The 14058-nt window shown below is 36.1% G+C and carries 19 protein-coding genes; 4 read left to right on the top strand and 15 right to left on the bottom strand.

Going from position 1 to position 14058, the window contains the following annotated elements; translation table 11 throughout:
* Nucleotides 1–25: 25 nt before the first annotated feature.
* The 4 genes from uvsE to ACNSTQ_RS04360 form a co-directional block, all read right to left on the bottom strand.
* The gene (gene uvsE / locus ACNSTQ_RS04375) at nt 26–994 is read right to left on the bottom strand and encodes a UV DNA damage repair endonuclease UvsE (protein WP_418198634.1); all 969 of its coding nucleotides are present in this window, start codon (nt 992–994) and stop codon (nt 26–28) included.
* Nucleotides 995–1016: 22 nt separating this feature from the next.
* Nucleotides 1017–1445 (bottom strand): hypothetical protein, encoded by a 429-nt coding sequence (locus ACNSTQ_RS04370; RefSeq protein ID WP_418198633.1) that lies wholly within the window; start codon nt 1443–1445, stop codon nt 1017–1019.
* A 147-nt stretch (nt 1446–1592) separates the two neighbouring features.
* On the bottom strand, nt 1593–1859 hold the full coding sequence (locus tag ACNSTQ_RS04365) for a YlbE-like family protein (RefSeq protein ID WP_418198632.1): 267 nt from the start codon (nt 1857–1859) through the stop codon (nt 1593–1595).
* A gap of 86 nt (nt 1860–1945) precedes the next feature.
* Nucleotides 1946–2392, bottom strand: a complete 447-nt coding sequence (locus tag ACNSTQ_RS04360) for a YlbD family protein (RefSeq protein ID WP_418198631.1) — start codon at nt 2390–2392, stop codon at nt 1946–1948.
* 154 nt (nt 2393–2546) lie between these two features.
* Between ACNSTQ_RS04360 and ACNSTQ_RS04355 the strand changes: the two genes are divergently transcribed.
* Together ACNSTQ_RS04355 and ACNSTQ_RS04350 are read left to right on the top strand one after the other, a co-directional pair.
* Entirely contained in the window at nt 2547–3038 is a 492-nt protein-coding gene (locus ACNSTQ_RS04355; protein WP_418198630.1) for a PaaI family thioesterase, read from the top strand.
* Nucleotides 3039–3059: 21 nt separating this feature from the next.
* On the top strand, nt 3060–3416 hold the full coding sequence (locus ACNSTQ_RS04350; protein ID WP_418198629.1) for a hypothetical protein: 357 nt from the start codon (nt 3060–3062) through the stop codon (nt 3414–3416).
* A 116-nt stretch (nt 3417–3532) separates the two neighbouring features.
* On the opposite strand, the gene ACNSTQ_RS04345 is transcribed toward ACNSTQ_RS04350, so the two are convergent.
* From ACNSTQ_RS04345 to ACNSTQ_RS04335, 3 genes are all read right to left on the bottom strand, one after another.
* Nucleotides 3533–3760: a hypothetical protein gene (locus ACNSTQ_RS04345; RefSeq protein ID WP_418198628.1), complete on the bottom strand. Its 228-nt coding sequence runs from the start codon at nt 3758–3760 to the stop codon at nt 3533–3535.
* A 117-nt stretch (nt 3761–3877) separates the two neighbouring features.
* Nucleotides 3878–4975: a CAP domain-containing protein gene (locus tag ACNSTQ_RS04340; protein WP_418198627.1), complete on the bottom strand. Its 1098-nt coding sequence runs from the start codon at nt 4973–4975 to the stop codon at nt 3878–3880.
* A 218-nt stretch (nt 4976–5193) separates the two neighbouring features.
* On the bottom strand, nt 5194–5622 hold the full coding sequence (locus tag ACNSTQ_RS04335; RefSeq protein ID WP_418198626.1) for a CBS domain-containing protein: 429 nt from the start codon (nt 5620–5622) through the stop codon (nt 5194–5196).
* A gap of 174 nt (nt 5623–5796) precedes the next feature.
* Here ACNSTQ_RS04335 and ACNSTQ_RS04330 point away from each other — a divergent pair, with 174 nt between their 5' ends.
* Nucleotides 5797–6147 carry a YugN family protein gene (locus ACNSTQ_RS04330; RefSeq protein ID WP_418198625.1) on the top strand — a complete coding sequence of 117 codons (351 nt, stop codon included), beginning with the start codon at nt 5797–5799 and terminating at the stop codon, nt 6145–6147.
* Between the two features lie 29 nt (nt 6148–6176).
* Here the strand turns inward: ACNSTQ_RS04330 and ACNSTQ_RS04325 are convergent, their stop codons facing one another.
* Nucleotides 6177–6635, bottom strand: coding sequence for a TcaA NTF2-like domain-containing protein (locus ACNSTQ_RS04325; protein WP_418198624.1), 459 nt, complete (start codon nt 6633–6635; stop codon nt 6177–6179).
* 80 nt (nt 6636–6715) lie between these two features.
* Nucleotides 6716–7063 (bottom strand): Asp23/Gls24 family envelope stress response protein, encoded by a 348-nt coding sequence (locus ACNSTQ_RS04320; RefSeq protein WP_418198623.1) that lies wholly within the window; start codon nt 7061–7063, stop codon nt 6716–6718.
* Nucleotides 7064–7187: 124 nt separating this feature from the next.
* Between ACNSTQ_RS04320 and ytvI the strand changes: the two genes are divergently transcribed.
* The gene (gene ytvI / locus ACNSTQ_RS04315; RefSeq protein ID WP_418198622.1) at nt 7188–8246 is read left to right on the top strand and encodes a sporulation integral membrane protein YtvI; all 1059 of its coding nucleotides are present in this window, start codon (nt 7188–7190) and stop codon (nt 8244–8246) included.
* A gap of 71 nt (nt 8247–8317) precedes the next feature.
* Here the strand turns inward: ytvI and ACNSTQ_RS04310 are convergent, their stop codons facing one another.
* The 6 genes from ACNSTQ_RS04310 to cyoE form a co-directional block, all read right to left on the bottom strand.
* Nucleotides 8318–8878 carry a DUF420 domain-containing protein gene (locus tag ACNSTQ_RS04310; protein WP_418198621.1) on the bottom strand — a complete coding sequence of 187 codons (561 nt, stop codon included), beginning with the start codon at nt 8876–8878 and terminating at the stop codon, nt 8318–8320.
* A 200-nt stretch (nt 8879–9078) separates the two neighbouring features.
* Entirely contained in the window at nt 9079–9423 is a 345-nt protein-coding gene (locus tag ACNSTQ_RS04305; RefSeq protein WP_418198620.1) for a cytochrome C oxidase subunit IV family protein, read from the bottom strand.
* A 4-nt stretch (nt 9424–9427) separates the two neighbouring features.
* On the bottom strand, nt 9428–10048 hold the full coding sequence (locus ACNSTQ_RS04300; RefSeq protein WP_418198619.1) for a cytochrome (ubi)quinol oxidase subunit III: 621 nt from the start codon (nt 10046–10048) through the stop codon (nt 9428–9430).
* A gap of 2 nt (nt 10049–10050) precedes the next feature.
* Nucleotides 10051–11922: a cytochrome c oxidase subunit I gene (gene ctaD / locus ACNSTQ_RS04295; RefSeq protein ID WP_418198618.1), complete on the bottom strand. Its 1872-nt coding sequence runs from the start codon at nt 11920–11922 to the stop codon at nt 10051–10053.
* Between the two features lie 33 nt (nt 11923–11955).
* The gene (gene coxB / locus ACNSTQ_RS04290) at nt 11956–12972 is read right to left on the bottom strand and encodes a cytochrome c oxidase subunit II (RefSeq protein WP_418198617.1); all 1017 of its coding nucleotides are present in this window, start codon (nt 12970–12972) and stop codon (nt 11956–11958) included.
* An 83-nt stretch (nt 12973–13055) separates the two neighbouring features.
* A complete protein-coding gene (cyoE, locus tag ACNSTQ_RS04285) occupies nt 13056–13991 on the bottom strand; it encodes a heme o synthase (protein ID WP_418198616.1) in 936 nt (311 codons plus the stop codon).
* Between the last annotated feature and the right edge of the window lie 67 nt (nt 13992–14058).

Genomic DNA, 14058 nt, shown 5'->3' with positions numbered 1-14058 from the left:
ATGAGAGATACGTCTAAGCGAATGTCTAAGTTTGTTCAAACTCAATAGTTGCTTGGGAAATAAATTTACATCTCTTTTCAGTTTTTAATTCTTCCATTAATTGAAATAAGGCCTGATCCTTTTTTTTAGCTTCAATCATAACGTCAATTCTTTCACAACTCCCATTGATCAGTTGCAGAAATTCGATTAAACGATCTTTATTAATATAATCATGGTGACTCTTATCATCAGGAGAGGTCTTTGGACTAGATATATGAATTTTAACTGGTAATGGACTACCTTCCCATGTTTTTAAGACTCGGGGCCATAATTCAGTTAAATGATGCTCACCAGAATTGACATCGTGGTGATGAAGATCAAGTATAACAGGGATATCTAATTTTTCACCTAAATATAACGTATCTTCTAAAGTGTAGACTGTATCATCGTTTTCAAGCATAATCATTTTTCCAAGTGTAGTTGGGATATTAGAGTAATTCTCAACAAACGCCTCTAACCCTTGAACCTTACCCTCTTTCTTACCTCCAATGTGCAGTACACATCGGTGCGTCGGATCCACGTTCATCCCTTTTAATAACTTATAATGATATAACAATGTTTGAAGTGAACGGTTTAGTATTTCTTCATCCGTACTATTTAGTACAACAAAGTGATCTGGATGAAAGTCCACTCTCATTTGATGTAAATGTACAAACTCACCAACTTCTCTCAGAAACGGTAAGATCGCACGTTCATATTTCCAACCTTCAGTGTATGGGTGATTAACTAATGGCACGATCCTTGAGGAAAAGCGAAAAAAAGAAATATCGTGAGCTTCATTATGTTTTAATAATCTTAAGCAGTTTTCAATATTATTCATTGCAATACGTTCTAACTTCTTTAATCCAGCTTCTTTATCTTTTATCTTAGAAAACTGCTGAGCTGTCATCGTTTGAGAAGGAGATGCGTTTGTTAAAACCTCGCTCATAGCAACGTATCCAAAATTCACAATCATTTCTACACCTCCTTCAACATACTTAAGGAATTCGAACAGTAAATTCCTCTGATATTTCGTACAAATCATAATTATTTTTAACTAATTCTATTTTGATCGTATGTTCTCCACTTGGAAGCCCTTTAATTATAAACGCTGCTTGATAAATTGAATCTACTCTTTGTCCATCGACAAACAATTGTATATGACCTTCTCCATCTACGTGATTTTTCCCGGCCTTTTCCTTTGCAAATGTGAACTGGTCGATAATACATTCTACATATACATCGGTTCCTTTTTCTTCATGATTTACGGTTAACAAGCGCTTGTCCTTACTTACGGATACCTGAACAATTCCATTACCGTGCATGGGAATGACTTGAACCTCTTGAAGTTCATCCACAGTAACCTGTCCCACAGGACTAAGCAAGCCAACTATAGTGGAAAGTAAAATAAGTATAGATTTAAACATTTAGACGAACCCCCTTTTTCAAACATATCTTTACCAACAGAAAGTGAAAATATCCTGTAAACATGTCTAATAATAAAAAGAGCTAACTCGATGGAGTGTCAGGCACCTCATACTGAGGAGCGCAGACACTATTGAGTCAGCTCTGAACTATTCCATAGGAGGTGGTTGGTCTTGATTTCCTCCAAACGGGTTCATTTGTAACATTTGAATTAGCATCATTGCTAATTGCAAGTTATTTTGTATTTTTTCCATTCGCTGTGGAAATGTTCTGCCATAAAATTGATTGACCTCGACTTGAAGTTGTTGCAGTTGGTATGGGTCACGGCTTAATTTACGATACCAATACGGATGTTGGCGAATAAACTGCTTAATCTCTGGCTGACTTCTTAATACCATATTAATATCGTTTCGCATTTTAGTCCCCTTTCCTTTTTAGAGAGACACAAAGTCATCTAGCCACTTTTTTGGTGTTGGAACCGATGCATAACCATTTTGAAGTATTAATGTCGTCTAAAAGAAAAAGGATCGTCCTGAGGTGGTGGCTGATTGGGCTGGTTCTTCCCTTGGAATGTTTGCATTAACCCTTGAACATTTGAAATGACACTGCTTACTTGTGCCATATGATGCTGTAAATCGTTAAAATTAATGTTCTTTAACATACCTAAAATATTTGCTGCTGTAATTGAAGAAGAAGCTTCTTCATTGCCACTTTTTTCGTTGCTAGTATGATCCTTCTCCTGACTCTCAGATTCGTAAGTATTCGATTTTCCTGCTTTTCGATACTTTTCCCAATCAGGGTGTTCTGAGCCAAGAAGCGTCCATTCTTCATAATATTCTTGCCATGTCTTATTGCCACTTCTCACTTCCCTAATGAGTAACGGATGCTCTTTCACAAACTGCTTAAACTGTTGAACTGAAGGATGTAAATTGTTTGATTCAGAAGGCATGCTACGTTTCCTCCTTTGCCTAATAATCATCTCTCTACATCATATCGTTTTGCCCAGTTTAGCGTTCGCCCATTTTTGTAATAAAGATAAATTGCCACTATTTCATCAAATTGCTAAAATGAATGGAGAACACTAATGGAAAGAGGAACTGAGAATGGAAGAAAATCAACTGATTGCTGAAATCAAAACAATAATTGAGACTGGTTCAGAAGACGATCGAAACGTACTTACTTCTGTAGTACAAGGTATACGAAAAAAACAAAACGGTGAACATAGAACGTATCTATCTGGCATTACTCATGTAAATCATCGATTTTTAGATGATGGTACCTTTGAAGTGACTATTCCCATTCAGCCACTGATCGAAAATCCACTTAAAATGGCGCATGGAGGAATAACTGCTACGTTACTAGATACAGCTATGGGGTCAATGCTAAATTTAAAAGCTCCTGAAAATATGGCTTACGTAACGGCTGAGTTAAAAGTAAATTATATTCAACCTGGCCGTGGAAAACATTTACGTTGTATAGCAACGATATTGCACCAAGGAAAACAACTGAGTTTTTCTGAGGCTAAAGTTTATAATGATGAAAATAAATTAATCGCTACTGGTTCAGGAACATTTTTTGCCATTCCTCTTTCATAATAATTAGAAAGGAGGGATAGTTTGTTGGTTGCTGCTATTGTAATACCTATCCTGTTTTTTGTTTTTTATATTATAGTAAAGAGAAACAATGCATCTTACGAAAAGAAGTGGAAAGAAGTTGGTGAGATTAAGGAGCAACTAATCATTTCTGGGAAATTAGAAAGATACTTTGTAGAAAAAAAGAGGTTTTATCAACACCGTTACATATGGCATATTCAATTATTCTTAAAAAAAGATCAAAAGGTTATCAAAGTTATTTTTGAAAAACCAGCGGAAACAGACAGCGTCCCATTCAAGTTTTTAACAAATGATCAAATTAAATGTTACGGCCAGTGGGATCGTAAAACGTTTCTAGCTAACCGAGTGTTAAAAGATTAGTTATGCATAAAAAGAGAGGTGCTAATCATCATAATGTGATCTGCACCCCTCTTTTGTATACTACTTAAAAATCTCCTCGCAAACTGAACCGCGTAACTAGTCAGCCATGTCTTTTATTATTCCGTATGGCCTGCATTCATTCGTTCTGCGGATCGATAAGCATCTACCATTCCCCATATCCAAAGTATAGGTGTTGTAATAAATCCTATAAGAACTAACATTAATAATCCAGAAATAAAGTAAGCAATAATAAATGCAATCCCTTTTGCAATTTCACCATTGTATATCTGCCCCAAACCAGCAAAGAAAAAACTTAACACTGCAGCTAACCCTGGATTTTTCATTCACTCCTCCTTCGACGTTTTATCTTTATGATGTTTGTGAGGTGTTACTATAGTAAATGTTCCAGGTAGCTAGTTTAGAACTAATTAATGATAGCTTAATTTTAAAAATAAAAAACACTAATGTATTGCCCATGGTGTCATAAAGTTTTGTGTGTAGTATCTTTCATACACTCCCACACCTAAATGTGTAAACTCCTCATTCAATAAATTCACTCGATGTCCTTCACTGTTTAACCAGCCTTCAACCGCTTCAATGCTATCTACATACTGCGCAGCAATGTTTTCTCCTGCAAAGTAAAAGGAGACATCTTCACGCTCCAATCGATCTTTTAACTCGCCGTAAGTAGGTGAGGTATGAGAGAAATAATGATTTTGAGACATATCTTTACTATGTCCATAAGCCACTTTTGAAACTTCGGTAGCCCACGTTAACATAGGAAGATTGTGTCTAATTCTTATTACATTGGTAATATCCAAAATTTGCAATTCCGCACCTACTTCAATCTCTCTCCATTCTTCCTTTGAAAGCTCTTTTTCTAGTGGTAATTCTCCACGATAAGTAACAGAATAGGGTCTCTGCTTTAATAATATATCATCAGATAAATACCTGACACTTGAGAGCCTACTTGTGAACGTATCAAAATAGAGCTGGATCCAAGTACCTTCATCTATTTGAATGAGGGGACGACTCAGTAATTCTCCTTCAGTTAAATCAAATCGATATGAACCAGATCCATTATTCACTGATACATTTTCAGAAAACGGGTGCGCAGCAGCTATTTGTTCATAGGATTTACCTGATACGAAAGGTTTGGACACTTCCCCTACATCCATAGCAAAGATAGTGACGACTTGCTCCCGTTCTACTCCTACTTGAAGATAACCGTCACTGTCTTCATTATAGATCCACCAATCATAACCATAGGAAGTAGGGTCTATGCGGTCTGGGCTTCCAAATTGAGTTTCAATAATACTAGAGGATTCTCCAATTAGACCGTGTAGTCCCTCATCTATTGATAAAGGAAACTCTCGCCCCTCTTCTACTTCAACATCTGAAGATATCTGCTCACGTTCTGTTTCTTCACGATCTTCAATGGTTGGTGCAGGGACATTTACTTTTGATAACATAGCTGAAAACTCATCTGGAAAATATTCAAAAAGAATGATTATAAGGATACCTAAAAAAATAAATAGGCCACAGCCTAACCTTTTCATTTAATCCTCTCCCTGTTTTATTGTACATATCATTTTCTCTGTTCTATGCGATAATCCTGCTAATTTATGCATGAATGCTGCGATTTAATTCATATATAAAGTAAAGCAGTAAATAAAATGTTAACAATCTAACGAGCTTTATGTCAACGAGGAAGCAGCTTACATTTAAAAAGAGCAACCCTAAAAAGGGATGCCCTTATCGATAAATTACTTTTATCTTAATGGTGAACTTCTGGACTTTCAGAAATTTCACTAAGTGCAAAACTAGCTTCATCCATTGTACCTCTGTGGACAGCAATATCACCTAAAGCGACAATACCAACTAGCTTATTATTATCTACTATTGGTAATCGACGGATTTGCTTTTCAGCCATCATTTTAGCAGCATCATCAACTGTCATATCTGGAGTAGCTGTAATTAACTTTTCACTCATAATTTCTGTTACTTGTGTTGAGTTCGGGCGTTTTTCCGCTACACCACGAATAACAATATCACGGTCTGTAATCATTCCAAGTAATTGACCATTTTCACAAATTGGGATTGCACCACAATCTTCTTGCTTCATTTTAACTGCCACTTCAAATACATTGTCAACTGGAGTACAATATTCTACATCAGTAGTCATAATATCTCTTAAGTGTTCCATCAGGCAGGCCTCCTTTTCAGAATATCAAGCAATAGTTTACCCAATAAAAATGGAAGCATACGATTTGCTAATAAATCATTTCTTTCATGAAATATTCAACAATATTCGTTGCATCTTCGGTCTTTTCGTACTATGATTAGTTAAGTATAGGGTATTTGTCTAGGAGGGAATATAATGAAATTCGAAAACTTACAGTTTGAAGGAAAAGAAATAAAATTTTCAACGCTACAGTTCGCAGCAGAATCTGCTGGTTTAGTACATGCAGGCCAATGGGATTACGAGCGAGTCACTTTCGATTATAAAATCGAAACACATGAAACAAATGTTACATATTATTTAAGAGTCCCTGCATACGCAATTGAAGGGGATATCCCGTCACCTGACGCGAAAGTAAAACTACTTACACCAATTCTTGGTAAACATTATTATCCACATGGTGTCGAGTATGATGAAGATTTCCCGAAAAATATTGTAGATAAATGTAATAAAAAGCTACAACTATTTAGTGAGAAATTAGGAAAATAATAAAAAGGAGGGGAACATTCCCCTCCTTTTTATCTTTTCATAATTGATAAAATTCTAAAGCTCTCATTATACTCTACTAACTCATACACAATGTTCATCTCTTCAGTCGTTTTTTCACCGCGGCGGTCGGTCTTTTCTGTTACTTCATATACATGAGCTAGAAGAACTCCTTGTTCATTGTCGAGAACATCACCTACAGTATGTTCAATTAATGTTAAAGTACTTCCTTCTTGTTGAAGATCATTCACATGGCGTCTTATTAAATGATAAAATGTCGAGTTTGGAATTAGATATGGTTCCAATTCACTAAAATTCCCTTCATTTACATGAAAGACCATATCTTGTTTATAATGATTAACAAATTCAATAGCTGATTGTTTTAATTCTTCTGAAGCTGGAACGAATGTCTCTTCTTCACCATTACCACATCCAGTAATTAAAAATGTTATGGCTAAACTAATAAATAGATAAGTTATGATTTTTTTCATTTGAGTACTCCTTTTATCTAATCTTTAACAAGAGTACTTCAAAACTAAAGAAACTTCAACAAAATCATATAGACATTCGCTTAATCGTCAAAATGTATGTCTTCAATTCTTATCCTAACCTGTTTTACTGTAAATCCTGTGCAAAGTTCAATTTCACTTCTTATGATATTTTGAATTGTTTTAGTCAATTCTCTAATATCTGAACCATATAATACAGAAAGACTCACATCTAGTTCTAATGAGTTTTCTTCAACTACCACAATTATTCCATATTTTTCATTACGATTTAATGAGTTCCTTACTCGTTTCATCCATTCATTATATGGTTTAATAAAAGGATAATGCTTTTGTAAGGAAAAGTAGATAAGATCAATGAGTACCTTTTCTTTAATATGAAGCTGACCATCTTCAAGCAATTGAATGGGCATAATATCATTCTCCTTTTCGAATGATTTATTAATATTTAAAGAAAGCCTTTACAAAGCCTGTTCAATGTTTTCCGTTCATACTATAATATAACTACATGCCTTTAAGATAGAAAGGGGTTTGAAATTGTCCGCCATTTTCACTAAACGAAACATTATTTTAACAGTTACGATCATACTAGTTATCGTTGCAGGTTATTTCATTTTACCTGTATCTCTACCGCTGATATTAGCGTTATTTACAGCACTCATACTGACACCTGCTGTAAAGGCTCTTTGTGAGAAAACAAAAATGAAAAGAAACTTAGCCGTTATGATTGTTTTTACGATATTTGTATGCTTTATTGGGCTAAGTGGTTACTTTATAGTGACTAAAGCAGTTACACAAGGCGTACAGTTGGCTGAAAACTTACCTACCTATATTAATGATATTAATCGGGCTTGGTTTTCATTTCAAAGAGATTTAGAATATAAATATGCAGATTTACCTCCAGATTTTATCCGTGAAGTAAATAACCAAGTTACTCACACTTTAAATAACTTAAGGACAGAATTTGGCAATAGAGATTTAATTAGTGATATAACCTCATTAATTACGACGATACCAGCATTTTTAGTAAATTTCTTAGTCTATTTGATCGCTTTATTTTTATTTCTATTAGAACTACCGAGACTTAAACAGCAGCTATATTCCTACTTTTCAGATAAAACTGCTGATAAAGTGAATTTTATGGTCTCTCGTTTATCTTATGTTATCGCTGGTTTTTTTAAAGCACAATTTTTGGTGAGTATAATTATTTTCATTGTATCTCTAATTGGGCTCTTAATCATTGTCCCAGAAGTTGCTTTATTGATGGCCTTTATTATTTGGATCATCGACTTTGTCCCCATTATTGGGTCTATCGCCATTTTAGGGCCATGGGCATTATTTTATCTATTTACGGGTGATGTTGGATTAGGAACTCAACTATTAATTCTAGCAGGTGTGTTATTAATCATTCGTAGGACAGTCGAACCAAAAGTAATGGGACAACATATTGGTCTTTCCCCACTCGCTACACTAATTGCCATGTATATCGGTTTAATGCTTTTCGGCGTCGCAGGATTTATTATCGGTCCATTAATTGTCATTGCCTTTACTTCTGCAAAGGAAGCTGGGATCATCAAATTAAATGTAAAAATATAAGGTAAGTAAGTTGAAGAAACAGTCAACAGCAATCAAAATAAAAAAACTCCTGCTATAAAGCAGGAGTTTTTTTAATAGTACGGTGAGATTAAAATATACACTAGAACACCAGTTAAACTTACATATAACCATAATGGCATCGTCCATCTTGCAATTCTACGATGTCTTTCATTCTCCATATTCCAAGCTCTAGCAACTGTAGTTAATGCTAACGGAACAATAGCTGCAGCTAAAATGATATGAGTGATGAGGATAAAGTAATAAATAAATTTTAAAATTCCGTCTCCACCATAAGTTGTCGATGCGGAAAGAAAATGATGCCCTACGTATGTGACTAAGAATAATGTCGTTGTCGTAAATGCTAAATATATGAAACGCTTATGCCATGTAATGTTTTTCTTTATTATTGCAATTAAAGCAAATAACAGGAATAAGAACGTGAAACTGTTAAAAATAGCGTTCATCAATGGCAATATCTTTACATCAAATAAATCAAAATTTTCGACACCTGATAATCCTGAAAGAATGATAACTAAACCATTGATTACAATGGTAATCGCTATGATCCACGGCTTATAATTTCTCTTTTTAAATGATGATTCATTAATCGTCTCTTGACCGTGTTCCTTCATCGTTTTCACTCCTAACTATAAAATACTAAACCACTTCTTATTATACACAAATTCAGACAAAATAACTGATTTTTTGTAAGAGGTAATATTACAAAACATTGAACAATAATGTTGGGGTTTTTGTTATTACACCTAAGCCTTCGTGGTCTTATGCAGAAAAAAGCCGACTGTAAATAATTACAGCCGACTTTTGTCCAAAATTAATACTTCGTGATACCTAGTAAAAGCATTAACGCAGCGATTGCAGGAATTGCAATTACAAATCCTGATGCCATAAATGAGCTGGCCCATCCATGGTCTTTATCCTTCAAGTGCATAAAGTATAACAACTGAAGGAATAGCTGAATTACAGCTAGAATTAAGATGAAAGGAATGGCGAAAGTAGCAGGGATGATATCTGTAGCAACTGCTACGAAAGCCAATAACGTTAGGAAGATCATTAGCGCAAACGCGATAATTTGACGCTTCTGCTCGTCATTCGTCTTTCTTAATTCTTCTTCTGACATTGCACTTTTAGAAAAAGAAGTACTTAAGTTGTCTGCCATAAACTTAACCTCCTATTCCCATTAGATATACTACTGTAAAGATAAATACCCAAACTACGTCGATAAAGTGCCAGTAAAGGCTGGCAACGTAGAATTTCGGGGCATTTGTTAACGTAATACCAGAACGTCTGTAACGAATTAATAAGCAAACGATCCACGAAAGACCAAAGACAACGTGGGCACCATGCAGACCAACTAATGTATAGAAAGATGATGCGAAAGCACTTGTCGTATAACCTAAGCCATAGTGAACTGAATACTCGTAGAACTCGTAGATCTCCATTCCTAAGAACCCAAGTCCTAATAATACTGTAACCCATAACCAAACAACCATTGCCTTGAAATTATTCTTTTTCATGGCATACATTGCTAGTACACTCGTTAAACTACTTGTTAAAAGTAGCATTGTCATGATGAATACTAATGGTAATTGGAAAATCTCAGCTGGTGTTGGACCATCGGCAACCCCGTTACGAAGACCTAGGTACGTACCAAAGAATGTTGCAAATAGTACAGTTTCTCCACCTAAGAAGAACCAAAATCCTAAAAACTTATTTTTCCCTTCGAGTGTCGCCCTCTCCGGATGAGGAGGAAGCCCTTTAGAAGTATCTACCGCGTGTCCCATCGTTAGCTTACCTCCTTCTCTTTGATTTCTTCAACTGGAATATAATATCCATGATCTTCTTTAACTGAACGAGCAATCATTGAACCAAATGTTACAACAGCACCTAGACCGATAACAATATATGGAGAAACGATTGCGTTTTCCATGTTCATCATAACAAAACCAAAACCTAAGATGAATAATCCAATTGACATAATGAACGGAATAATAGATCCGTTAGGCATATGGATTGGCGCGATTGGTTCAGCTGGTTTCATTTTTCCATCTCCATGAATTTTCTCATAGAAAAGTGGATCTAATGAACGAACTTGTGGTGTTTGTGCAAAGTTATACTCAGGAACTGGAGTAGGAGTAGCCCACTCTAATGTACGAGCATCCCATGGATCTGCAACTGTTACACGCTCACCTTTATATGCTGAATATACAACATTGATTACTAATACGATAACTGCTGCACTCATGAAGAATACACCAATTGTACTAATATAGTTAAATGCATTTAAACCTTGACCATCTAGGTAAGTGTATACACGACGAGGCATACCCATTAAACCTAAGAAGTGCTGAATGAAGAATGTTAAATGGAACCCAATTGCAAATAAGATATACATAAAGATTCCTAGTTTCTCATTTAGCTTATGACCAAACATTTTAGGGTACCAATAGAATAACCCTGCAAATAATGCAAATACGATACCACCAACAATAATGTAATGGAAGTGAGCTACTACAAAGTACGTATCATGATATAAGTAGTCTACAGGTCCCATTGCAAGCATAACACCTGTAACCCCACCAAGTACGAATGTTGGAACGAACGTTGAAGCAAATAACATGGAAGTGTTAAATGTTAGTTTTCCACCCCACATTGTGAATAACCAGTTAAATACTTTAATACCAGTTGGTACTGCAATTGTCATCGTAGCGACTGCAAAGATTGCGTTAGCAATTGGTCCCATACCTACAGTAAACATGTGGTGAGCCCAAACCATGAAGCCTAAGAACGCGATAACGATTGTCGCAAATACCATTGCTGTATAACCAAACAAACGCTTTCTTGAGAAAGCAGGAAGTACTTCTGAAATAATACCAAAAGCAGGAAGTACTAAAATGTATACCTCTGGGTGTCCGAAGATCCAGAAAATATGTTGCCATAACACAGTATTACCACCCATACCTGGGATGAAGAATTGTGCACCAAAAATACGGTCTAACATTAGTAAAGCAAGACCAGCTGCTAATGGTGTAAAAGCAAATAAAATTAGCATTGATGAAATAAATGATGTCCATACGAATAATGGTAAACGCATCATCGTCATACCAGGTGCACGCATGTTAATGATCGTTACTAGGAAGTTGATACCTGATAATAATGTACCGATACCAGCAACCTGTAAACCTAATACGTAAAAGTCAAGTCCTAGACCAGCATAGTCACGACCCGCTAGAGGAACGTATGCCGTCCAACCAGCATCCGGTCCGCCACCGAAAAACCAACTCATATTTGTTAATAAAGCACCAAAGAAGAAAATCCAGAAACCTAATGAGTTAATAAATGGAAACGCAACGTCACGTGCTCCAATTTGGAGTGGAATCATATAGTTCATAAAAGCAAACAGTAACGGGGTTGCCACAAAGAAAAGCATAACCGTACCGTGCATTGTAAGTAATTCATTAAAAGTCTGACCCGTCATAAATGTATTTTCTGGGTACATTAACTGGATTCGCATTAATAATGCCATTAAACCAGCTTGAACGAAATAAAGCGTACCAGCTACTAAGTAGAGGATGGCTATTTTCTTATGGTCAACAGTCGTTAACCAATCCCAAATTACACTTTTTGACTTTGTATTAGCCAATGAAGTCGTAGCCAAGGGGTATTCCCTCCTTTTATTCAAGTTTATAAATTATTCGTTAACTTTTAAAGATTTTAAGAACGCAATTAGTGCCGCCATATCTTCATCACTAAGATCAGGATAAGCTGGCATGTTATTACCTTGTTTTAAAGACTCAGGATCACGGATCCATGCTTCTAAATTCTCGTCATTGTACTCAAGGTAACCTGCAACAACTGTACGCTCACCAAAGTTAGTAAGTGTTGGACCAAGATCTGAACCTGCACCACTAATAGCGTGACAGCCAATACAACCTTGATTTTCAAATACTTCATAACCTTGACGCGCTAAAACTTCAGAACTATCTTCTGCTTTTGCTTGCATACCTTCAACCCAAGCATCGTAATCAGGGCGATCTAAAGCAATTACCTTAAAGTCCATAAGAGCATGCTCAGGCCCACAAAGCTCAGTACATTTTCCTTTGTAAATTCCTGGTTCATCAGCTTCTAACCATAGATGGTTTGTAATACCAGGAACATTATCTACCTTACCAGCAAGTGCAGGCACCCAGAATGAGTGAATTACATCACTTGCATGTAATTCAAAGATAACTTTTTCACCAGTCGGGATGTATACATCTTGACCAGCAGTAAATCCTTCATCCTCATAATCAAATTGCCACCAGAATTGATGACCTGTCACTTTGATATGAACTGTATGGTCTCCCTCTGGCTCAGTGTCAGCCAACATGAAAGATCCAGTGATCGTAGGTACAGCTAAAATTGCTAATAATAGAATCGGAATAGCTGTCCAAATAATTTCCAGCGTCGTACTCCCGTGAACTTGTTTAGGGTACGTATCGTCGCCAGGCTTTCTTCTAAATTTAATTAGAATAATAAAGAATACTGCAAAAACAAATGCTGCCACGAAAATCATGACGAATAATGACAATAGCATTTTGTCATAAATCCACTGTGCTTGTGGTCCTTTAGGATCAAGCGCAGTTAGGTTTGCCTCACCACACCCTGTCATAAAAAAGACAAGAAGTGAAAGAGGAAGCAAACGCAAAGCATTTTTCCAATTTCTCATCTGACAATCAATCCTCACTTTCGCTTTGTAGTGAATACTACGTTTTTTATATTACAGTCACTATTCCCCTCATAGTTTTCTCTCTATATGTGGACAATGACCATAAGAACAAACAAGATAGTAAGATAATTAAGGGAATAAACGAACATTAAACGTGCCCATTTAATATCATCCTTCATCTTAAAACCTGCTATCCCCAAGATTAACCACCCTGCACCCAGTACAGCAGCTACTATTGTATATACGAGGCCAAATGGTGCTAACATTAATGAAACTGGAATTAAAATAGCTACATAAAGGACCATTTGACGTTTCGTCATCTCGAAACCTGCAACAACAGGTAACATCGGGATACCTGCAGCGCGATACTCCTCACATCTTTTCATAGCTAATGCTAGGAAGTGTGGAGGTTGCCAAAAGAACATGATAAAGAATAACAGCCAAGCATACGTGTGAAGTCCCGGGTCAAGTGCAGCCCAACCAATTAATGGGGGTACTGCTCCAGAAATACTTCCTACCACTGTATTTAACGAGTGTGTACGTTTAGACCACATTGTATATAGAACAACGTACACAAATAAACCAATTATTCCAATGACAGCTGCAACGGAGTTGATAAATGCTAGAAGCATAATACCCAACCCTGACTGGATAAGACCTATCCAAAGAATATGATTCGCTTGAAACCTTCCATTAACAGATGGTCTCTCTTTTGTACGTTCCATAATTGGATCAATATCTCTATCAATAAAATTATTAAGTGTACATCCTCCAGCCATAACCAAGGCGGCACCTAACATTGCAAATAGTACGATATGGAGATTATCTCCCAAACTAATACCCGAATACTTTGCTGCTAGAAATAGACCAGCAAATGTAGTGATAAGATTCGATGTAACTATACCTACTTTACCAAGTGTTAAATAATCTTTCCATGACTTTTGTTGATCGGTTATTATGACACTTGATTCATTAGGAAGAACATTCGTAGCTTCTATCACCGTGTTGGTCTTATTCATCTCCCTTTCACCCCCTTTTTCGAGAACGGCTCATAACATCAACAGAGTAAATCAATATTCTATCGAG

It is taken from the genome of Alkalihalobacterium sp. APHAB7 (assembly GCF_048323755.1).
In the GTDB taxonomy this organism is placed as follows: domain Bacteria; phylum Bacillota; class Bacilli; order Bacillales; family Bacillaceae_F; genus Alkalihalobacterium.
The sequence above is the reverse complement of the archived record's forward strand: the minus strand, read 5'-3'. Positions and strand labels throughout refer to the sequence as shown.